Origin of the sequence: Rhodococcus sp. JG-3, from assembly GCF_000482405.1 — a bacterium.
Taxonomy (GTDB): domain Bacteria; phylum Actinomycetota; class Actinomycetes; order Mycobacteriales; family Mycobacteriaceae; genus Rhodococcoides; species Rhodococcoides fascians.
The window spans coordinates 885,438-905,818 of record NZ_KI519398.1 but is presented as its reverse complement, the minus strand read 5'-3'; the positions used below and the strand labels follow the sequence as shown (position 1 = coordinate 905,818).

General features: G+C 64.9%; 19 protein-coding genes and 1 pseudogene. 8 read left to right on the top strand and 12 right to left on the bottom strand.

Going from position 1 to position 20,381, the window contains the following annotated elements; translation table 11 throughout:
* Position 1: 1 nt before the first annotated feature.
* A complete protein-coding gene (locus tag K414_RS0105620; protein WP_027495056.1) occupies positions 2 to 352 on the bottom strand; it encodes a nuclear transport factor 2 family protein in 351 nt (116 codons plus the stop codon).
* 108 nt (positions 353 to 460) lie between these two features.
* Between K414_RS0105620 and K414_RS0105615 the strand changes: the two genes are divergently transcribed.
* Both K414_RS0105615 and K414_RS0105610 read left to right on the top strand, forming a co-directional pair.
* Complete coding sequence (locus K414_RS0105615; protein WP_027495055.1) at positions 461 to 895, top strand: MmcQ/YjbR family DNA-binding protein; 435 nt, start codon at positions 461 to 463, stop codon at positions 893 to 895.
* Positions 886 to 1,770 carry a LysR family transcriptional regulator gene (locus K414_RS0105610; protein WP_027495054.1) on the top strand — a complete coding sequence of 295 codons (885 nt, stop codon included), beginning with the start codon at positions 886 to 888 and terminating at the stop codon, positions 1,768 to 1,770. Before K414_RS0105615 ends, K414_RS0105610 begins: the two co-directional genes overlap by 10 nt.
* Here the strand turns inward: K414_RS0105610 and K414_RS29290 are convergent.
* Genes K414_RS29290 through K414_RS0105590 form a run of 4 tightly spaced genes read right to left on the bottom strand, consistent with a single transcriptional unit; the run spans position 1,754 to position 5,083 of the window.
* Positions 1,754 to 1,927: a hypothetical protein gene (locus K414_RS29290; RefSeq protein ID WP_169879403.1), complete on the bottom strand. Its 174-nt coding sequence runs from the start codon at positions 1,925 to 1,927 to the stop codon at positions 1,754 to 1,756. The genes K414_RS0105610 and K414_RS29290 overlap by 17 nt on opposite strands.
* Positions 1,924 to 2,745: a carbohydrate ABC transporter permease gene (locus K414_RS0105600; RefSeq protein ID WP_027495053.1), complete on the bottom strand. Its 822-nt coding sequence runs from the start codon at positions 2,743 to 2,745 to the stop codon at positions 1,924 to 1,926. Before K414_RS0105600 ends, K414_RS29290 begins: the two co-directional genes overlap by 4 nt.
* Positions 2,742 to 3,788 (bottom strand): sugar ABC transporter permease, encoded by a 1,047-nt coding sequence (locus tag K414_RS0105595; protein ID WP_027495052.1) that lies wholly within the window; start codon positions 3,786 to 3,788, stop codon positions 2,742 to 2,744. The genes K414_RS0105600 and K414_RS0105595 overlap by 4 nt, the downstream gene beginning before the upstream one ends.
* 14 nt (positions 3,789 to 3,802) lie before the next feature.
* Positions 3,803 to 5,083 (bottom strand): ABC transporter substrate-binding protein, encoded by a 1,281-nt coding sequence (locus K414_RS0105590; protein ID WP_027495051.1) that lies wholly within the window; start codon positions 5,081 to 5,083, stop codon positions 3,803 to 3,805.
* 188 nt (positions 5,084 to 5,271) lie between these two features.
* On the opposite strand from K414_RS0105590, the gene K414_RS0105585 reads away from it, so the two are divergent.
* Positions 5,272 to 6,090, top strand: a complete 819-nt coding sequence (locus K414_RS0105585; RefSeq protein WP_027495050.1) for a DUF2786 domain-containing protein — start codon at positions 5,272 to 5,274, stop codon at positions 6,088 to 6,090.
* A gap of 3 nt (positions 6,091 to 6,093) precedes the next feature.
* On the opposite strand, the gene K414_RS0105580 is transcribed toward K414_RS0105585, so the two are convergent.
* The 6 genes from K414_RS0105580 to K414_RS0105555 form a co-directional block, all read right to left on the bottom strand.
* Positions 6,094 to 6,903, bottom strand: coding sequence for a MerR family transcriptional regulator (locus K414_RS0105580; protein WP_081701538.1), 810 nt, complete (start codon positions 6,901 to 6,903; stop codon positions 6,094 to 6,096).
* A gap of 288 nt (positions 6,904 to 7,191) precedes the next feature.
* Positions 7,192 to 8,457: an MFS transporter gene (locus tag K414_RS0105575; RefSeq protein WP_027495048.1), complete on the bottom strand. Its 1,266-nt coding sequence runs from the start codon at positions 8,455 to 8,457 to the stop codon at positions 7,192 to 7,194.
* Positions 8,454 to 10,205 (bottom strand): ABC transporter permease subunit, encoded by a 1,752-nt coding sequence (locus K414_RS26120; protein WP_202595047.1) that lies wholly within the window; start codon positions 10,203 to 10,205, stop codon positions 8,454 to 8,456. Before K414_RS26120 ends, K414_RS0105575 begins: the two co-directional genes overlap by 4 nt.
* A 3-nt stretch (positions 10,206 to 10,208) precedes the next feature.
* Positions 10,209 to 11,693: an ABC transporter substrate-binding protein gene (locus K414_RS0105565; RefSeq protein ID WP_027495047.1), complete on the bottom strand. Its 1,485-nt coding sequence runs from the start codon at positions 11,691 to 11,693 to the stop codon at positions 10,209 to 10,211.
* Between the two features lie 17 nt (positions 11,694 to 11,710).
* A complete protein-coding gene (locus K414_RS0105560; protein ID WP_161631777.1) occupies positions 11,711 to 12,472 on the bottom strand; it encodes an ATP-binding cassette domain-containing protein in 762 nt (253 codons plus the stop codon).
* Positions 12,469 to 13,194: an ABC transporter ATP-binding protein gene (locus tag K414_RS0105555; RefSeq protein ID WP_027495045.1), complete on the bottom strand. Its 726-nt coding sequence runs from the start codon at positions 13,192 to 13,194 to the stop codon at positions 12,469 to 12,471. The genes K414_RS0105560 and K414_RS0105555 overlap by 4 nt, the downstream gene beginning before the upstream one ends.
* A gap of 106 nt (positions 13,195 to 13,300) precedes the next feature.
* Here K414_RS0105555 and K414_RS0105550 point away from each other — a divergent pair, with 106 nt between their 5' ends.
* The 5 genes and pseudogenes from K414_RS0105550 to K414_RS0105525 all read left to right on the top strand — a co-directional run bounded on the left by K414_RS0105550 (position 13,301) and on the right by K414_RS0105525 (position 19,357).
* Positions 13,301 to 13,810 (top strand): TIGR04338 family metallohydrolase, encoded by a 510-nt coding sequence (locus K414_RS0105550; RefSeq protein ID WP_027495044.1) that lies wholly within the window; start codon positions 13,301 to 13,303, stop codon positions 13,808 to 13,810.
* 72 nt (positions 13,811 to 13,882) lie between these two features.
* On the top strand, positions 13,883 to 14,647 hold the full coding sequence (locus K414_RS0105545) for an LLM class F420-dependent oxidoreductase (protein ID WP_027495043.1): 765 nt from the start codon (positions 13,883 to 13,885) through the stop codon (positions 14,645 to 14,647).
* 125 nt (positions 14,648 to 14,772) lie between these two features.
* Positions 14,773 to 16,488: pseudogene (locus K414_RS29285) on the top strand (ABC transporter substrate-binding protein/permease).
* A 5-nt stretch (positions 16,489 to 16,493) separates the two neighbouring features.
* Positions 16,494 to 17,222 carry an amino acid ABC transporter ATP-binding protein gene (locus tag K414_RS0105530; protein WP_174557188.1) on the top strand — a complete coding sequence of 243 codons (729 nt, stop codon included), beginning with the start codon at positions 16,494 to 16,496 and terminating at the stop codon, positions 17,220 to 17,222.
* A gap of 83 nt (positions 17,223 to 17,305) precedes the next feature.
* Complete coding sequence (locus K414_RS0105525; protein WP_027495039.1) at positions 17,306 to 19,357, top strand: PhoX family phosphatase; 2,052 nt, start codon at positions 17,306 to 17,308, stop codon at positions 19,355 to 19,357.
* A 67-nt stretch (positions 19,358 to 19,424) separates the two neighbouring features.
* Here K414_RS0105525 and K414_RS0105520 read toward each other — a convergent pair whose 3' ends face one another.
* On the bottom strand, positions 19,425 to 20,306 hold the full coding sequence (locus tag K414_RS0105520; RefSeq protein ID WP_027495038.1) for a LysR family transcriptional regulator: 882 nt from the start codon (positions 20,304 to 20,306) through the stop codon (positions 19,425 to 19,427).
* Positions 20,307 to 20,381: the final 75 nt, after the last annotated feature.

Genomic DNA, 20,381 nt, shown 5'->3' with positions numbered 1-20,381 from the left:
GCTATCCCGCCTCGACGATGGCGCGAGGGTCGAATGTCACCCTGATTTCGGTGATTTTGCCGTCTTCGATTCGTTGCCAGTTCGCGGTGGGGGCCGGGGGTGCGATGGACGTGTGCAGCTCGAACCACGTCAACACGTTCGGGCCATCGACGAAGACGTGCGCGATGTCGATGTCGGTGACGATCTGCGACATTCCCTTCAACCCGGCGACGCATTCTTCGCCGCTGTCGGCGGTGCCCAGTGGCCCGCGAAACGTGGCGTCTTCGTGCAGGATCGACGCCAGAGTGTCGAAGTCCTTCGACTTCCAGGCCTCGAAGTAGGTCGCTGCAATTTGTGCGGGTGTCTGTGTCATGACTTCGAGTCTCGAACCGGCCCGGTCAGAAGTCCAACAGTTGGTTCCGATCATCACCAGAACTTCTACTCATAGCCGCAGCTAGACATCACGCGCTATCGTTTTCGCGTGGCCATCGATCCCACCTCGAAGCATCCGATTCTCGAACGCGTTCGCGCTCTGGCGTTCGCGTACCCCGACGTGACCGAGAAGGTTTCGCACGGCAGGCCGACCTTCCGCACAGCCTCGGTGTTCGTCTACTTCGGCGGCGGCGTCAAAAGCGGCGATCAGTTCGATCTGTCGATCATCGTCAAATGCGAGAACGCCGAGGAGCAGCGAGCCTGCGAACTCGAGCCGCGCTACTTCCATCCCGCCTACCTCGGACCCGCAGGCTGGGTGGGATTCGACCTGAGCAGTGACCGCAAAGACAAGGCCGACAGCGATGTCTGGGCCGAAGCCGCCGAACTGATCGACTGCAGCTACCGCCTCACCGCGCCGAAGCGCGCGATAGCCCGCCTCGACGCCGGCGAGGGCCCCGATCTGGGAGTACAGCAATGGAACTGAGGCAACTCGAGTATTTCGTCGCGGTGGCCGAGGAAGCGAACTTCACCCGCGCTGCCGCCCGCGTTCACATCAGCCAATCGGGGGTCAGCGCGCAGATCAGGGCGCTCGAGCGCGAACTCGGTACCGAGCTGATCGACAGATCCGGTGGCACAGCCACTTTGACCACAGCCGGCCAGGCGGCGTTGCCGCAGGCCCGGGCCACACTGGCCGCGGCAGGATCCGTCAAACAATCCGTCGACGATGTGACGGGCCTACTGCGCGGCACACTGAGCATCGGTATGGTCACCGCCTGCACCGTTCCCCCACTGTTCGACGCGTTGGCGGGCTTCCACGCGGCGCATCCCGGCGTCGACATTGCTTTGCGCGAGGGTAATTCGGACCATCTCGTCGCGGATGTTCGATCCGGCGAGCTCGATCTTGCGTTGGTCGGTCTCGCTTCTCGGACCCCCACCGGACTCGAATCGATGGTGGTGATCGACGAGCGGATCGTCGCAGCCGTGCCGGCGGAGCATCCACTGGCGGCGCAGAAGGACGCGACACTCGCCGAGGTGTGCGAGTATCCGATCGTTGCCCTACCGCCGGGCACCGGAATTCGTGCGGTGTTCGACAGGGACTGCGCCGGGGTAGGTCTGTCACCATCGATTGCGTTGCAGGCCAGCGCACCTGACGCGGTGGCCGACCTCGCAGCTCGCGGTCTGGGCGTTGGGATCCTCAGCCGATCGATGGCCGAGTTCTACGGCGACCGGCTCGTCGCGGTCGAGCTGACCGACTCGCACACCGCCGCCCTGCTGGCCCTGGTCTGGCGCAGCGCGATGAGTCCTGCACTGACCGAACTGGTGTCCGTAGCGACGACGAGTTTCAGCGAATCTTCTTGACGACGAACCACAGTGCCACCAGCAGACCGAGCAGCGCTACGGACGGCAGCACGCCGGGATCACCTCCGATGATCCCGGCTACGGCGAAGCCGAGAGCGACCAGCGCGAAGAACCCCAGAATGCCTGCCAACAACTGCAGGTGGTCCTGCGCCGTCACGACTTGACGCCGCCCGCCGTCAGTCCGGAGATGATGCGGCGCTGGAACAGCAGCACCATGATCACCAGTGGAATCGCCACGATGGTGCCCGCGGCCATGATCGCGGCATACGGCACCACGAGCGGATCGTTGCCGGTGAACCGCGCGATGGCGACGGTCACCGGTTCGGTCCTGTCACTCGAGAGCTGACTGGCGAGCAGGTACTCGTTCACCGCGGCGATGAACGCGAGGATCGCGGTGGTGAACAACGCAGGTGCTGCGAGTGGGAGCATCACCAGTCGAAACGCTTGGAATCGTCCGGCACCGTCGATCCGTGCGGCTTCTTCGAGCTCCCAGGGTAATTCGGCGAAGAACGCCGCCAGCGTATAGATCGTCAGCGGTAGGACGAACGAGATGTTCGGGATGACCATCGCCTGGTAGCTGCCGATCCAGCCGATGTTGGTGAAGAACTGGAACAGCGGGGTCACCAATGCGACGACGGGGAACATCGACGCACCCAGGATGATGCCCGTCACCACGTACTTGAAGCGAAAGTCGATGCGCGAGAGCGCGTATGCCGTGAAGATGCCGATGACCAACGCGATCAGCGTGGTCGCGCCGCCCACGATCAGACTGTTGCCCACCGCACGAAGAAAGTTGTTGCCGTTCGCCGTCGACAACGCGTTCTCGAAGTTCTCCCACGTGACGTGCGTCGGCCACGGCGTCGTATCGAAGGTGTAGCGCGGGTCGCGGAATGCGGTGACGACCATCCAATAGAACGGTGCCAGTCCCCAGACGAGAATGACGACAACGCCGAGATAGATGCGAGCTTGCTTCATCGGCCGGGCCCCTTGCGCTGATTGTCCTGAGTGGCAACGGCATTGGCACCGAGAAACTTCACCAGGATGAACGCCACGACGAAGATCATGATGAACGAGATCGTCGACAGCGAGGCAGCGCTGTTGAATCCCTGCCGAATCTGATCCACCACCAGGATCGAAATGGTCCGGGTGGCGGGATTGCCCTCGGTGAGGATCGCCGGCAAGTCGTACATACGCAGCGCGTCCATGGTGCGGAACAGAATTGCCACCATCAACGCGGGCTTGACCAACGGCAGTGTGATCTTGGTGAACCGCTGCCACACCGACGCACCGTCGACGCGAGCCGCCTCATACACGTCGGCGGGAATCATCTGCAACCCGGCCAGAATCAACAGCGCCATGAACGGCGTCGTCTTCCACACGTCGGCGATGATGACGGCGAAACGAGCGGGCCACGCGTCGCCGGTCCACAGAATGTTGGTTCCCAGAATGCGATTGGCGATGCCGTCGTACGCGAAGATGAAGTACCAGAGCTTGGCCGTGACCGCCGTCGGGATCGCCCAGGGGATCAGGATTGCCGCGCGCAACAGGGCGCGTCCGGCGAAGGTCTTGCCCATGATGACGGCCATTCCGAAGCCGATGACCACCTCGATGGACACCGTGACGACCGTGAAGAACGCGGTGTTTCCGACGGCACCCCAGAACTGCGACCCCAGCGTCCCCGGCGGGCAGGGCACCAACGTGCCCGACGCCGAAGTGCATTGCTGCAGGATCCAGTGCGTGTAATTGTCGAAGCCGGCAGATCCACCGGTGACGAACATGCCGGTGGCGGGATCGAGACCGGGATCCTTGGAGAAGGACATCACCAGGGCCCGGATCACCGGGTAGACGATGACGATCGCGAGGATCACCATCGTCGGTGCGATCAACAGCCAGGCCCGACCCTGCGTCAGGCCGAACCGCTTGTTCTTGGACCGCACATGCCGACCGCGGCCGGGGGACGAGCCCCCGGCCGCGGTGGTTGCGGCGGCCCCACTGGTCACACCAGCAGGTACAGCCATTGGTTCTCCCGAAATCAGTTGGCGCTGGCGGTTTCGATACCGGCCTGCATGTCCGTGATCGCCTGGTCGACGCTCTTCTCACCCTTGATGGCGGCAGAGACGTTGTCCTGCACAGCCTTCGAGACGGCCGGGTAGAACGGGGTGACGGGACGCGGAACGGCATTCTCGATGGATGCCTTCAATGCGGGAAGGTACGGCATCGCGGCGATCAGTGCGGGATCGTCGTACAGCGAGGAGAGCACGGGCGGCAAAGCACCCTCGGCGATGATGCGCTGCGCCTTCTCGCCCTGCATGAAGCGCAGGAAGTCGGCAGCAGTGGCCTTGTTCTCGGAGTACGCGCTGATCGCGGCGTTGTATCCGCCGAGCGTCGAGGTGCCCACTCCGGTGACGCCGGGAAGCGGTGCGACCGCATACTTTCCGACCACAGCCGAACCTTCTTCTGCGGCGGTGCCGTAGACGTACGGCCAGTTGCGCAGGAACAGTGTCTTTCCGTCCTGGAACGCCTGCTGGCTGTCGGACTCCTTGAACGTGGTGTCCTGGGCCGGGATGACGCCGGTCTCGAACGCGGTGACCAGAGTCTGCAGTCCGGCCTTGGCTTCCGGACTGTTGACGGCGGGGGTCTTGCCGTCTTCGCCGACGATCGATCCGCCGTGCGCGTTGATGATCTCCGACGCGTTGGCCGTCAAGCCCTCGTACGGGGCGAATTGCCCTGCGTAGCAGTCGATGTTGTTGTCGCGGGCGACCTGGCAGTCCTCGGTGAGCTCGGCCCAGGTGGTGGGCGCTTCGGGGAGCAGATCACTGCGGTAGTAGAGCAGTCCGCCATTGGTGTTCTTCGGTGCGGCGTACTGCTTGCCGTTGTAGGTCGCGCTCGCGACGGTCGCCGGAAGAACGCCTGCGTTTTCGAGTGCGAATTCGCCCTCGAGCGGCACGAGCCAGCCCTTGGCCGCGAACTCGGCGGTCCAGACGACGTCGAGTGCCATGACGTCGTAATCGCTCTGCTGCGCCTGGAGCTGCTGAACGAAGTCGTCGTGGGCCTGATCGGCGTCGGCGGACTGCTCCTTGAAGGTGACCTGCTGATCGGGGTTGGCGGCGTTCCACTCCGAGATGATCTGCTGGACGACACCGGTCTCGGTGGTGTCCTGGCCCTCTACATAGGTGATAGGTCCACGGCCGTCGGCATTTTCGGATGCAGCACCCGAATCGCCGCTCGAACCGCTGTCGCTCGAACATCCGGTGAGCGTCAGCAGCGTGGCTGCTGTCGCAACCACTGCCACCTTCGTGATCAAAGACGCCATTGTTTTCTCCACTTACTTCTACGCGGTGGTATGCGCCCGGAGATGGGCACGCAGAATCGTGCTGTGATGCTCCCCCGACACATATGTCGATGGGTACTGTGGCACACAACTCACCGCGCAGGGGTCATTATCGAGTTCCTGAATCGGTCAACCCGGACGTGTCGGAGGTGCCCGGTACCCTTTCGCTCATGAGTTCGGACAAGATGCTGACGCGAATCGGCGGATTGCTGCGTCAGGCGGAGTCCACCGACAACCCCCACGAGGCCGAGGCCTTCATGGAGGCCGCGCAGCGTTTGGCCACGTCGGCGTCGGTGGATCTGGCGGTGGCGCGTTCGCACAGCGCATCCCGCGAACGGCAAGCGACGCCGACTCAGAAGGTCATCCCCATCGGTGAACCGGGCAAGCGTGGACTCAAGACCTACGTTCAACTGTTCGTCGCCATCGCCCACGCAAACGATGTGCAGTGCGACGTCGCCAGATCGTCGACGCAGGTGTTCGCCTACGGTTTCGACTCGGACATCGAGACCACCGAGGCCCTGTATTTCTCTTTGCTGATTCAGATGGTCCGAGCGTCCGACGCGTACATCAAGTCCGGTGCCTACAAATCCGAGACGGCCATCCGCACCGTGACCGAGGTCAAGAATCGTCGCCGCTACACCCGACGCGAGGAAGTGCCCGTCGCCGCCGTGACGGCGCGTCTGAACTTTCAGACGGCATTCGCGTCGCGCATCGGTCAACGGCTCGCGGAGGTCAAGAAGGACACCGAGGCCAAGGCCATCGCGCAGGAGACTTCCGGTGCCGGAACCGCTCTGGTGTTGCGAGACAAAGAGATCGAGCTACGCGACTACTACCGCCAGACGTCCACTGCACGCGGGCACTGGCGAGGCCAGAGCGCGAACGCCGGGTACTCCGAGGGCGCACGCAAGGCCGGAGATCGAGCGGGACGAAACGCGAAGATCGGTGCCCACGCAGAGATCGGCGGAGCAAGCCGGCAGCTGGGCCGCTGACTGCTACGTGGCCGGTGATGCCGTGAACACCGGCCATCCGATCTCGGTACGCCAGAGCGTCGAATTCTCGGTATCCCGCGGCCCGACGACATAGACCTCGCGAACCGGCCCCGCGATGGCGAGGCCGTTGGTCTCCACGTGCACCCCGAGCGCACCGTACGTGACGTCGATGTCGTCGTGGGGTCCGTGATGAACCGTCACCGCGAGTTCGACGGGAGGCAGCGTCATCGGCCGAACTCTGCCGACGGATGGCGCATCGACGGTGGGAACGTAGACGGTCAACTCACCCCGCCCGTCGGTGAAGAGGTCGTTGTCGTACAACCCGCCCGGCGGCCCCGTGGTGTCCGATACGACCGCGTCGATCTCGGCCATCGCGTCGGAGTACCAGCCCAGCACGTCGGACGCGTCGACCACCTCGGAAATGGCTGCGACAGAAAACTGTTCAGTGAGAATGCGTCGGACATCGATCGCGGGCGGAGTGGGATCGAGCAACCGGCGCAGCGCCGTCACGGCTGATCTGGTGTCGTCCAACTGACGCTCGAGTCGAGTGAGATGTTCGGCGATCAGTCGAGCGCGGGCATCGGGATCGGGTGTCTGCACGATTGCCCGCACCTCCCGCTCCGGCATCTGCATCTTCCGGAATCGACCGATGATCTGCGCGACCCCGACCTGATCGGTGGCGTAGTACCGATAGCCCGAGTAGTCGTCGACCGTCGCGGGTTCGAGCAGACCCGACTCGTGATAGCGACGCAGGGTCTTCACCGACAGATGGGTGATTCGCGAGAACTCGCCGATCGTCAGCAATCCGTTCATGCCCACATTCTCGCCCCTCCCCGTGGGGGAGAGTCGACTCTCCCGGGGGAGGGGTGACGCCGGATGTAGCCGAGGCCGCCGCAAACGCGCGCGCGTTCGCCAGGTGCGCGCGGAATAGCCCCGAATTCGAGGCGAATCTACTCGCGTATGACAAACGCGCGCGCGTTTGCGGGAAATGGGGGCGGCGGGATGGGGACGACGGCGGGATGGGGGCGGCGGGATGGGGGCGGAGGAAAGGGGGCGGGGAAATGCGGGCGGCCGACAGAAGCCGGCGACACCAGAACCAACTCAGTCGAGTCGAGCCAACACGATTCGCAGGCCGATGACACTGGCGATGGGGAACAGGGCAGCGACCAGCCATGGGATTGCTGCTCCCCAGCCGGTGTCGGGCGAGGCGTCGATCACCGCTCCGACGGCGATCGAGCCGAGGAGTACCCCGATGCCGCCGAGGGAGGCCATGAATCCGTAGTACGAGCCGAGTCGGCGTTCGGCAGCCATCTTGGGGACGAGGTCGCGCGCCTGCGGCATTGCGATCATCTGTCCCAATGCCAGCAGCAGCACGAACAGGGCGGCCGGAATCAGGCCGACGAGCCCCGTCAGCTCCAGAGGACTGAGGACCGCCACCAGCGCGAAAGAGAGTGCCATGACGGCAAATCCGATCGGCAGCGTGATGCGCGGCGAGACCGCGGCGACGCGTCGGGTGATGGGCAACTGCGTCGTGACGACGAGTACCGCGGAGATTGCGAAGAACCAGCCGAGTACCGTCTGGGATCCCCAGGCCCGTTCGACCTCGAGGGGGAGCAGCAGATACAGCTGGTTGTAGGCCACCAACTGCGCGCTCATGGCGACGGCGAACAGCACGAAGGTGCGGTTTCGGATCACGTCTGTCCAGCCCGAGAGCCACGGATCGTCGCGGTGTTCGCCGGGCTCGCGCGGTAGCCATGTGATGTGTGCGGCGATGACGAGGACGAAAATGCCCGCGGCCGTGAGACATGCGATTCGGAAGTCGGCCAACAACAACAGAGATCCGATGAGTGGGCCGGTGAACGATCCGATCTGATTGCACACCGACAACAGCGCGAAGGTCTGAACCCGGGTGGCACCGCCGCTGCGTTCGCTCTTGCCTGCTTCGATGGCGATCGCGGATTCCACTGCGGGAGAGAACAATGCAGCCGCGAACCCGACCAGTACCGTCGCGGCGACGACACCGGCGAGAGAATCGAACGCGGCCAGGCCCAGGAACCCCAGTACTCGCAGGACACAGCCGACGAGGACCACCGGCTTGATGCCCCACCGATCGGCGAGGGTGCCGCCCACGAAGAACAGGCCCTGCTGCGAGAACGTTCGGATACCGAGGACGACACCGACGAGTGCCGCTCCGAGTCCCAGATCGGAAGTCAGGTGCACCGACAGATACGGCAACACCATGAAAAAGCCGATGTTGAACGTCATCTGGGTGAGAACCAGCAATCGCACCGTGGGAGTGGCGCGCCCGAGGTCGACGAGAAACGACCACCGCCACCGCGTCGGCGACTTGTCGGTCCTCGAACTCATGTAACGCGCCCTCCTGCATCGACTCTGCCGTCAACGCTACCGGTCGTTCTCACCCGCCCCGACGTCGCGCTGGCGACGGAGACGGCGAGGACGGCCAGTGCGATCAACGACGCCAGCGGTGCTGCCGCGACCCACGGTGCTCGCTCGACGGCGGCAACCCCGTCGGACAGGATCAGTCCCCAATCCGCGGTCGGCGGTTGCGGACCGAGGCCCAGAAATCCGAGGGCGGCGAGCGCCAGAGCGACACCGGGCAGCCGGGTCATGGCGTGCCGAAACACGGCCGGCAGCACACCGGGAACGATGGAGCCGAACAGGATTCGACCGTTGCCGGCACCGAGTGTCGGCAGGATGGAGATGTAGGGCTGTGCTCGCGCCTCGTCGACGAGTGCGGCGGTGTGCGCGGCGAGTGGAGCCCACGTCACGATCAGGACCGCGACAGCCGCCCCGCCGGCGCTCGGACCCCAGATCGCGGCGATGAGGATGCCGGTCACGACGGGCGGTGCGGCATTGGTGACCTCCACGAGCCCTCGGGTCGCTCGGGGGATCAGCCCCAGCAGTACCCCGACGCACAACGCCGCCAGCGTGACTGCCAGCGACAGGCCGATCGATCGCACGGCCCCGTCCGCCACTCGGGCGAGCAGGTCGCGGCCGGACGCGTCGGTTCCGAACGGGAACTCCGACGATGGTCGGGCGAACTTCTCACGTGTGGTGACCTGGCCGTCTCGTGGCAGCCCCACCAGTACCATTACCGCGAGCAGCGATGCGGCTGCAATCGGAACGATCCACCGACGCGGTGACGGGTGGAACACCCCGGCCGGGATCGGCATCGCCTTCTCGTGCAGTGCGCTGCCGAGCAGTAGACGGCGCAACAGTTCCGCCGCGATACCGAGGGCGGCACTGACGGCCAGCAGCAGCAGGATGTCGATCTGTAGGGCGGGCAGGTCCTGCGACTGCGCGTCACCGAGAGTCGAGCGCCCCAATCCCGGTATGGCGAAGACCTTTTCGACGGCCACTGCGCCGCCCGTCATGGCCACCATGATCAAACCGACCTGCGACGCAAGTCCGGGGACGGCCCGGCGCAACACAGCGACGGCGATCTGCCGCCGCGAGAACCCTGCCACCGTCCACGTGATCACCCATCCCTCGGTGAAGGTGACGGCTACCGCGTCGGCGAGGAGACGACCGATCAAGCCACCCGCTGGAAGGCCCAGTGCCAGTGCGGGTAGCACCGCATATTCCGGCCCGTTCCACCCGTACGCCGGAAACGACAACCACACCGCTCCGACGACCACCAGTACCGATGCCAGCAGGAACTCCGGCAGAGACGTCAGCGCGGCCGCAATGCTGCCGCCGGTGCGTTTCGGGGTGCCGCGCAGCCCCGCCCGCATGCTCGGCAGGACGACGAGGGCGGCGGTGACGAGCGCGACGACCATCGCGAAACCCATCAGGGTCAGCGAGACGGACAGTGCCTCGAGTGCACCGGGCAGTACGGGTTTGTCGGTGTTCCAGGATGTTCCAGGGTTGCCCGACGCGAGGCCGGTGAGCCAGTTCCAGAAGGTTCGTAGCGGCCCGGCGTCGAGACCGAGGTCGTTGCGGATGGCCGCGAGGGCCTCGGGCGTCGCTTCTTGCTCGGCCGAGCGTGCCCGCAGAATGCTCAGTGCGGGATCTCGGTCGGACAACCACGGCAGCATCCCGACGAGCAGTACGACGCCCGCTACCGAGAGCAGCCGTGAGGCAGTCGTTCTCACTGCCTACTCGAAGGCGGTCTGGTTGGTGATCAGCGTCCGCTCGCGTGGATCGCGGGCCACGCCGGTCACGTTCTCGGATTCTCCCTGGATGACGCGTTCGTGCAGCAGCGGCACCGCAGCATCTTTTTCGAGGATCAGTTTTTCGGCGTCGAGGATCGCGGTGCGACGAGCGTCGCCGGGATCGGTGGCTGCGGCGTCGGCGAGCGCGGTGTCGACCTGCGGGTCGCAGAACTGCGAGATGTTGAACGATCCCTCGCAGGCGAAGTCGGAGTACATGTACGCGGCCGGGTCTCCTGAGTCGAGCACGGTGGCGCGGGAGAGGATGAACGCATCGAAAGCCCCGGCGAGAGCATCGGTTTCGATGAACTGATATTCGCGTACGACCTGTTCGACGACGAAGCCCTTGGCTTCGAGCTCCTGCTGCAGCAGCACCGCGACCTCGGGGAGTTCGGCTCGGTCCGTGAACGTGGCGAGGGTGATCTTCTTCCCTGCGGCGTCGCCGGCCTGGGTCTGCGTACGGGCCGGACGATCGGCGGCCCACGGCAGAGCCGGGCCGAGCAGTCCGTTCGCGGCGTCGGCGCGGCCCTCGTACACCTGATCGACCAGACGGTCGCGGTCGATGGACTCGCGTGCCGCGGCGCGCATCGCGGGATCCGCGAAGACCCCGGACGCGGTATTCAGGTACAGGGTGTTGGTGCGCGGCATCGGCACCTCGTGCACGAGTGCCTGATCGACGTTGGCGGCCTGAGACACCGGAATCGCCTCCACCACATCGGCTGTGCCGTTGCGTAGCGCTGCGGCGCGGGCCGTGCCGTCGGGTACGAAGTCGACGTCGATGCCGGAGACCTTCGCCGGCTCTCCCCAGTAGTTCTCGTTGCGGTCGAGAGTTGCTGTCGACGTGCCGTTCACGGCCTTCAGCACGAAGGGCCCGGTGCCGGTTCCGATGGGGTTGCTGCTGCCCGTCGAGTACGCGTCGGGTGCCAGGATGGCCAGCTGTGGGCTCGACAGTCGTTGCGGTACCAGTGGATCGACGTCGGCAGTGGTCACGGCGACGCTGTCGGCGTCGGTGGCGGTCACCGTCATGTCGACGCCGTCGAGGATGCGCGGCTTGGGGGCCGACTGTGTGGCCGCGGTGAGCGCGGTGACGACGGCCGCTGCGTCGAGCGGGGCTCCGTTGTGGAACGTGACGTCCGGCCGGATGTCGAAGTTCCAGGTCCGATCGTCCACGCGGTTCCAGGCGGTGGCCAGACCCGGCTCGGCCTCACCGAGATCGTCGAGAACGATCAACGTCTCGGCGGTGGACCAGCGCGACAGCTTGAAGGCGTCGTCACTGAACTGGGACAACCCCGAACGAGGTGGCTGCAGCATTGCCACGCGCACGCGGTTCTCGCCGTCGTCGGTGGAGGCAGAACTGGACGAAAAGCACCCGGTGAGCGTCAGTGTGCCCACTGCTGCGAGCGCGCCGATGCGAAACATGTTGCTGGTCAATGTAGCTCCTGATTGTGTTACGTGAGCCGAGGAACGGCGTCGATCAGATCTCGGGTGTGCTCGTGCTGGGGCCGAGTGAGAACGCTGCGGACAGAACCGGATTCGACGATGCGACCCTCCTGCATCACCGACACGTCGCTGCAGAGTCTGGCCACGGCCGACAGGTCGTGGCTGACGATCAGCAGCGCACCCGGTAGGCCGGCAAGTACATCGAGCACCTGCTCTCGGAGGTCGGGATCGAGCCCACTGACCGGCTCGTCCGCCAACAGATAGTGCGGCGCGCAGGCCACGGCTCGGGCGATGGCGACTCGTTGTTTCTGTCCGCCGGACAGCTCGGCCGAACGGCGAGCCAAGAAGTGCGCATCGAGTCCGACGGCAGACAATGCGCCGGTGGCCGTGGCTCGGTGATCACCCTCGATACCGAGTAGGCGTAGCGGAGTAGCGACGAGGTCGAGGACGCTGCGGCGCGGGTCGAGGCTGGTCGCCGGATCCTGCGGAATGTACTGCACCCGGCGGCGGAACCACCGTAGCGATCCGGCCGATCCGGGTCGGACGACTCGCCCGTCGAGCGAGATACTTCCGCCGCTCGGGGCATCGACGGCCAGCAGCAGGCGCAGCAATGTCGTTTTGCCGGAACCGGATTCACCGACGACGGCAATCCGCCCGGTCGGCGGCACCGCGAACGTGACGGCATCCAACGCGGTGTGCGACGTGCCGTGCCGGTCGTACTGCCGCGTGAGTGCCGTACCCACCAAACCGGCAGACTCATCCAGGCTCACGATGCAACCAGCTGCCGGAACGGGTCAGCCGCCCGAGCCACGTCGATCATCTGTCGCGTTCGATCCGAGCATGGGTTCTTGAGTACCGTTGCAGTGGAACCGGATTCGATGATTCTGCCGGAATCGAGAACCAGCAGGTGGTCGCACAACTGCGCGGCGACGGCGATGTCGTGGGTGATCAGTAGCAACGACGGCACCTGCCGCAGAGCGTCGAGAACGCGCGCCTGACTCAGGACGTCCAGTGCCGTCGTCGGTTCGTCGGCGATCACCAGCGAGCTCTCGCGCGCCAATGCCAGTGCGATGCAGACTCGTTGACGCTGACCACCCGAAAGTTCGAGTGGGTGCGAGGCCAGGACGCGCGCGGTGTCGTGCAGACCCACGCGCGCGAGCAGCGCGGCGGCGTCGGGCGTGCGGAGTTGCCTACCGACGGTGACCATCGGGTTCAGCGCCGTCGCGGAGTCCTGGAAGACCATCGCCGGGCGTGCGGTGCGCGGCCGCCGCGGGGTCGGAACACCGGCGACATCGTGGCCGTCGACGACGACGCGACCGGAACACGTGATGCCCGGCGGGAGGTATCCGACCAGAGCCGAGGCGATGGAGGACTTGCCCGAACCCGAGGCGCCCAGCAGGCCGACGCGTCGACCCGTGGGTATCTCGAACGAGACGCCGTCGACGATGCGGGTGCGTCCGGCGTCGATGCGGAGATTCTCGACGACGAGCACGACGAACTCCTGAGCCTGGAAGTGGGAATGACTTCGACAATCGTTGTCACTTGAACCATAGGCGAGCGCCGGTACGGAAACAACTCGACCTGCTTAAGCTGGACGAGTGAGCAGACCGAGGGATGCGCAGCGGTCGGCGGTGTACGACGCCGAACAGATGGTGCGGATCATGTTCGATCGAGCCGAGGAGCGCGACAACCGCGTCGTGACGGTGTTGGGCTCACAGATCACGTTGCCGATCGAGCGGAAGTTCGCCTCGTTGAAATCCGTGCAGAGCTATGTCGATGCGGTGCTGGCGCTGGACTGGATCGCGACTACGTGGCCCGACGCCGGCCGGACGGTGACCGTTCGGGCCAGATCCGGATCGGGTGCCGCCCACTACGAACGCGACGCCGCGACCATCGCGGTACCCCTGCATCAGGGCAATCGGGCCTGGGCGCTGCGCGAGCTGGTGGTGCTCCACGAACTGGCTCACCACTTCGGTGACGAGGACGAGCAACAGCACGGCGGGGCGTTCGTCGATCGCTACATCACGTTGGTCGGCGACATCGTCGGCTCCGAGGCCGGGTTCGTCCTCCGAGCGATGATGGCCGAGAGCGGAGTACGAGTCGGCTGATCTCGGTCGACGTGCATCGCGGGAAACGAGGTGCATCATGGGTGAGACAGCCCACACGACGAGGAGACGTACATGACCGTCAAGATCGGTGTTCAGCTTCAGCCCCAGCACGCGCCCGACTATCAGCTGATCCGCGACGCGGTGCTGCGGTCCGAAGATGCGGGAGTCGACATCGTCTTCAACTGGGACCACTTCTATCCGCTGTACGGCGACCTCGACGGCGCGCATTACGAGTGCTGGACGATGCTCGGTGCCTGGGCCGAGCAGACGTCGAACGTGGAGATCGGCGCGCTCGTCACCGGAGGTGGCTACCGCAACCCCGACCTGCTGGCAGACATGGCGCGCACCGTCGACCACATCAGCGGCGGCCGGTTGATTCTCGGCATCGGTGCCGGATGGAACGAGAAGGACTACGACAACTTCGGCTACGAGTTCGGTACGGCCGGTTCACGTCTGGCGCTGCTCAAGGAGAGCCTCGGCAGGATCCGGCACCGCCTCGACGTCGGTAACCCGGCCCCGACGCGCGACATCCCGATCCTCATCGGCGGCGGCGGTGAGAAGAAGACCCTCAAGCTCGTGGCCGAGTACGCCCACATCTGGCACAGCTTCGCCGACCTCGATGCACTGAAGCGTAAATCCGAGATCCTCGCCGAGCACGGCACCACCGTCGGGCGGGACACCTCGGGCATCACCCGCTCGGTCTCGTGGCCGGGCGCGGACACCGCTCAGGACTTCGTCGACGCCGGTGCCACGCTGTTCACCGTCGGTACCGGGGGACCGGATTACGACCTCACGGAACTGGGCGAGGCCATCGCGTGGCGGGACGCACACCGCTAGACGCGATTGAGGTGAGGGAATTTCGGGAACAAGCGGGTTGCTTCATACAACTGCAATGTGATTGTCGTGTGCCTCCATCGGCACGATAGCCTCGTTCGTCCCTCCCGATTGCACCTAGGAGCTTCATCTTGAACACACGTCGTTTACGAGGCCGTGCCATCGCAGCTGTCGCTGCGACGCTCGCACTCACGCTCGGAGCCGTCGCGTGTTCCGACGGAAGCTCGGGTGGCACCGGCGAGAACGCTCTGGCCGGTTCCGACCAGGCCTCGCTCGACAAGTACACGACCGACAGCGTCACCGCGCTCGATCAGATCGACACCGCGAACCTCGGTCTGATCAAGCCGGGGACGTTGTACGTCGGCACCCTGTCCGACGCGCCGCCGAACATCTTCATCGACGACGCAGGCAACTTCACCGGCTTCGACAACGAGCTGCTCAAAGCCGTCGCGGCCAAGCTGAACCTCACCGTCGAGTTCTCGGCGACCGAGTTCTCAGGCCTGCTCGCAGCGGTCAACAACAAGGTCTACGACGCCGGTTCCTCGTCCATCTCTACCACGGATGCCCGTCGTCAGACCGTCGGCTTCACCAACGGTTACGACTTCGGTGAGATGGCACTGGTCGCGAAGAACGACTACTCGATCAAGACGATCGCCGAGTTGAACGCCGATCAGCGCATCGCCGTCGTGCAGGGCACCGTGCAGGACGATTACGTCACCAACACCCTCGGCATCGAGCCGGTGCGGTTCCCGGATTACAACACCGCGTACGCGAACGTGAAGTCCGGTCAGGTCGACGCCTGGGTCGCACCGTCGCAGCAGGCAACCGGTCAGGTCAAGACCGAGGACGGTGTCTCCATTCTGGAGAAGACCATCAACACCACCAACTTCACCGCCTACGCCGTCGCCAAGGACAACCAGCCGTTGATCGACGCCCTGAACGCCGGCCTCGACGCCGTGGTCGACGACGGCACCTGGAGCACGCTCGAGAAGCAGTGGTACCCGGACCGTGAGGTCCCCGCCGACTGGAAGCCGGGCAGCAAGGCGTCCGTTCTGCCGGCGTCGTAAGGGCACTCGTACCTCATGAGCACTCTGTCGAATCTGTACGACACGTTCTTCGATTGGGAACTGATCGGCGAGACCATTCCCAAACTGGTCACGGTCGGATTGCCGAACACCCTCATTCTGGCGGTCTCGTCGGGAGTGATCGGTACCGTGATCGGACTCGGGCTGGCGGTGGCGGGTATCTCCCGCACCCGCTGGCTGCGGTGGCCGGCGCGGGTGTACACGGACATCTTTCGTGGACTACCCGCCGCCGTGGTCATCCTGCTCATCGGCCTCGGGTTCGGCCCGACGCTGACCCAATTCACCGGCAGCAGAAGCCCGTTCCCGCTGGGCATCCTGGCGCTGTCGTTGATGGCAGCGGCGTACTTCGGTGAGATCTTCCGCTCCGGCATCCAGAGCGTCGACTCCGGGCAGCTCGAAGCCTCCCGCGCACTGGGTTTCAGCTACCGACGGTCCATGAACCTCGTGGTCGTGCCGCAGGGCATTCGGCGCGTGCTACCTGCGATCGTCAACCAGTTCATCTCGTTGATCAAGGACAGCTCGCTGATCTACTTCCTGGGTCTGCTTGCCTCGCAACGAGAATTGTTCCGCGTCGGCCAGGACACCGCCGCCCAGACCGGCAATCTCTCGCCGCTGCTGGCCGCCGGATTGTTCTATCTCATCCTGACCATCCCGCTGACGCACCTGGTCAATTACATCGACCGACGCCTACGATCCGGTAAGGCCGACACCTCGGGCACCCTCGGTCCCGTCGAAACATCCATCGTGGTGGAGAGGTAGCCGACGTGACTTCAGTTTCTCTGACCGGCAAGGACATTCACCTGTCGTTCGGTACCAACAAGGTTCTGCGTGGGGTGAGCCTGCATGTCGACGCAGGTAAGACCACCACTGTCATCGGGCCTTCGGGCTCGGGTAAGTCCACGCTGTTGCGGGCCCTCAATCGCCTGCACGAGCCCGAGCAGGGAGACATCCTGCTCGACGGCAAGTCGGTGCTGAAGGACAACCCCGACGAACTTCGTCAGCGGATCGGAATGGTGTTCCAGCACTTCAACCTGTTCCCGCACAAGACCGTCGCCGACAACATCGCGCTCGGGCCGCAGAAGCTGCTGGGGCTCAACAAGGATGCGGCGCGCGCGGCCGCGATGGAGCAGCTCGAACTGGTGGGCCTGGCCAACAAGGCGGATTCGCGTCCGGGCAATCTCTCCGGCGGCCAGCAGCAGCGCGTCGCCATCGCGCGAGCACTGGCCATGAAGCCCGAGGTGATGTTCTTCGACGAGGCCACCTCTGCACTGGACCCGGAACTGGTCAAGGGAGTGCTGGCATTGATGGCCGACCTCGCCAAGGGCGGCATGACGATGGTCGTGGTGACCCACGAAATGGGCTTCGCTCGGTCGGTGTCCAACAAGGTCCTGTTCATGGATCACGGCAGCGCCGTCGAAACCGGAACGCCGGAGCAGTTGTTCGACGATCCGCACACCGATCGACTGAAGACATTCCTCTCGCAGGTGCTGTAGCAGCGACCAAGGGTTACCTCGTTATCCGGGACTTCACCTGAGCGTTCCTTTACTTTCGCTTTTGGGTGACAGCGTGCCGTGACATGAAGCCACTGCCCCTGTTCGCCGTTCACGACGGAAGCTCCAAACGATCATCGTTGACCTGCAAGTACAAGTGCGGCGATGCCTGTTTCCACGAGATTCCCAATACGTCGAAGGGCCAGTACTTCGGCGACATCGTCAAGACCGCGATGTCGCGGCGCGGCGTCATCAAGGGCGGGGCGATGGCAGTGCTCGCCGTCGGCGCGGGTAGCGCGCTGGCCGCATGCTCGACCGACGAGCCGGCAGCCACCGGAACCTCGACCACCTCGGGCTCCGACACCCAGCCCGTCGACGGCGTGGATTTCGTTGCAGTGGAACCGAACACCGAGGACGCGGTCGTCGTTCCCGACGGCTACGAGCAGGGCATCGTCATTCGCTGGGGCGACGCCGTCGTCGCGGGCGCACCGGCCTTCGACTTCGACAAGCAGACGGGCGCAGCGCAGGAGAAGCAGTTCGGTTTCAACAACGACTTCGCCGGCCTGTTACCGATCGAGGGCACGCCCAATGCCCACCTGCTGGTGGTCAACCACGAGTACAGCACGGAACCGGCAATGTTCAAGGGCTACGACGCGGAGAACCCCACCCGCGAGCAGTTCGACGTAGCCCTTGCGGCACACGGCCTTTCCGTCGTGCAGGTGCAGGGCGAATCGGGCACCGGCAAGCTCACCCCCGCTATGGGCCAGTACAACCGGCGCATCACCGGCACCACCGAGTTCCTGATCACCGGCCCCGCCGCCGGCAGCGACTTCCTCAAGACCAGCGTGGACCCCACCGGCACCAAGGTGTTCGGCACGTTCAACAACTGCTCGGGCGGTCTGACCCCGTGGGGAACGGTGCTCTCCGGCGAGGAGAACTTCAACCAGTATTTCGCCAACGCCGAGACCGTCACGGATGCGACTGTGGCCATGCGCCTTTCGCGCTACGGCGTCGAAGGCGGTGCCAGTGAACGTAAGTGGGAGCGCTTCGACAAGCGATTCGATCTGGCTCAGGAACCCAACGAGGTCAACCGATTCGGCTACATCGTCGAGGTGAATCCGTGGGATCCGCAGTCGGCCCCGATCAAGCACACCGCTCTGGGCCGGTTCAAGCACGAGGCCGCGACCATCCACGTCACCGACGACGGCACCGTCGTGGCGTACAGCGGCGACGACGAACGTTTCGACTACATGTACAAGTTCGTCTCGAGCCGAAAGATGATGCCCGGCACCGGCCAGGCCGCGATGCGCAACAACCTGACCTTGCTCGACGCCGGCACGCTGTACGTCGCCAGCCTCACCGGCGATACGCCCGACGAGATCGACGGCTCGGGCACGCTGCCCTCCAACGGTGAATTCCGTGGCAGCGGAACGTGGATCCCCTTGCTCGAAACCGGCGAGGACGGCCGCGGCAAGTCTCTCGTCGACGGTATGTCGGCCGAGGAAGTCGCCGTGTTCACCCGTCAGGCGGGTGACGCAGTGGGCGCAACCAAGATGGACCGCCCCGAAGACTTCGAGCCGAACCCGGTGACCGGCAAGGTGTATGTCGCACTGACCAACAACTCCAACCGCGGCACCGAGGGCAAAGCGGCCGCCGACGAGGCAAACCCCCGCAACAAGAACAAGAACGGGCAGGTACTCGAACTCGACGACGACCACGCCGGGACGTCGTTCACGTGGAACCTCCTGCTGGTCTGCGGTGATCCGAACGAGGCCGACACGTACTTCGGCGGATTCGACAAGAGTCAGGTCAGCCCCATCTCGTGCCCCGACAACCTCGCCTTCGACTCGAAGGGCAACCTGTGGGTCTCGACCGACGGCAACGCCCTCGACTCCAACGACGGCCTCTTCGCCGTGGTGCTCGACGGCCCCCGTCGCGGCGAGACACGTCAGTTCCTGACCGTCCCCGCCGGCGGCGAGACCTGCGGCCCCATCGTCACCGACGAGCGCGTCATGGTCTGCGTCCAGCACCCGGGTGAAAGCGACGACGCCACCGCCGACGCACCGATCTCGCACTGGCCCGACGGCGGCGACACGCAGCCACGGCCGTCCATCGTCGCGGTGTGGAAGTCCGCCTAGCCCAGAGTGTTTCGATAGAGCCACGATGCCCGTAGTCGAATCCTCGACTACGGGCATCGGGCGGTGTTCACTGCGCCACCGACGACGCGATCAAATCCTCGACCACCGCGGCGATCACGCCATTCGCGTGCTCGGGGTTGGTCACCACCGACACCGTTCGTGTCGGTGCATCGATGACGTCGATCATGTGTAGTCCAGGGAGAATCGACGCCAAGGATGACGGCAGCAGTGTCACACCCAACCCTGCTGCGGTGAGTTGACCGATGAGGTCGGCCGAATCGGCCTCCAGAATGCGTCCACGGGGAACCGACGAGCGGGTGAATGCATGATCGGATTGCAGTCTGGCCTCGCTGCCCGCCGGCCGGTCGATCATCGTCATCTCGGACAGGTCTGCCAGCCGGATCGAATCCCTCTGGGCCCAAGGATGATCGGGGCCGACGAACAGTGACAGTGGTTCGGTCCACAGGGCCGTGACCGACAATCCCGGATGCGGCCGTCCGGGCGCGAGTCCGATAATTCCGAGATCGAGGTCTCCGCGTGCGATGCCGTCGAGAATGTCGGCGCTCGGCCGCGGCAGCAACGTCACCGACGTGTTGGGAAATCGCTGGGAGACTCGACCGACCACCGCGGCCAGATCGACACGGGCGAGAGGCGCGATCATGCCGACGCGCAGCCGCCGGATGGCGGTCGTGGGATCGGGCGCGACGTCGGCAACCAATCGGGACACGGCACCGAGCACACTGTGCGCGCGTTCGAGAAAGATCTGCCCGGCCGGGGTGATGGCGACGCTTCGGCTCGTGCGAGCGAACAGATCTACGCCCAGCTCTTTTTCCAGGTCTCTGATCTGGCTGCTCAGCGCCGATTGAGCGACTCGCAGCCGAGCTGCTGCACGCCCGAAGTGCTGCTCTTCGGCGACCGCCACGGCGTACCGGATGTGTCTGAGTTCCACGCTTCGCAACTCTATCTGTTTAGACGATCGATCGTTCGTAACGTTCTATTGGACAGCTGGATGTGCAACGAGCAC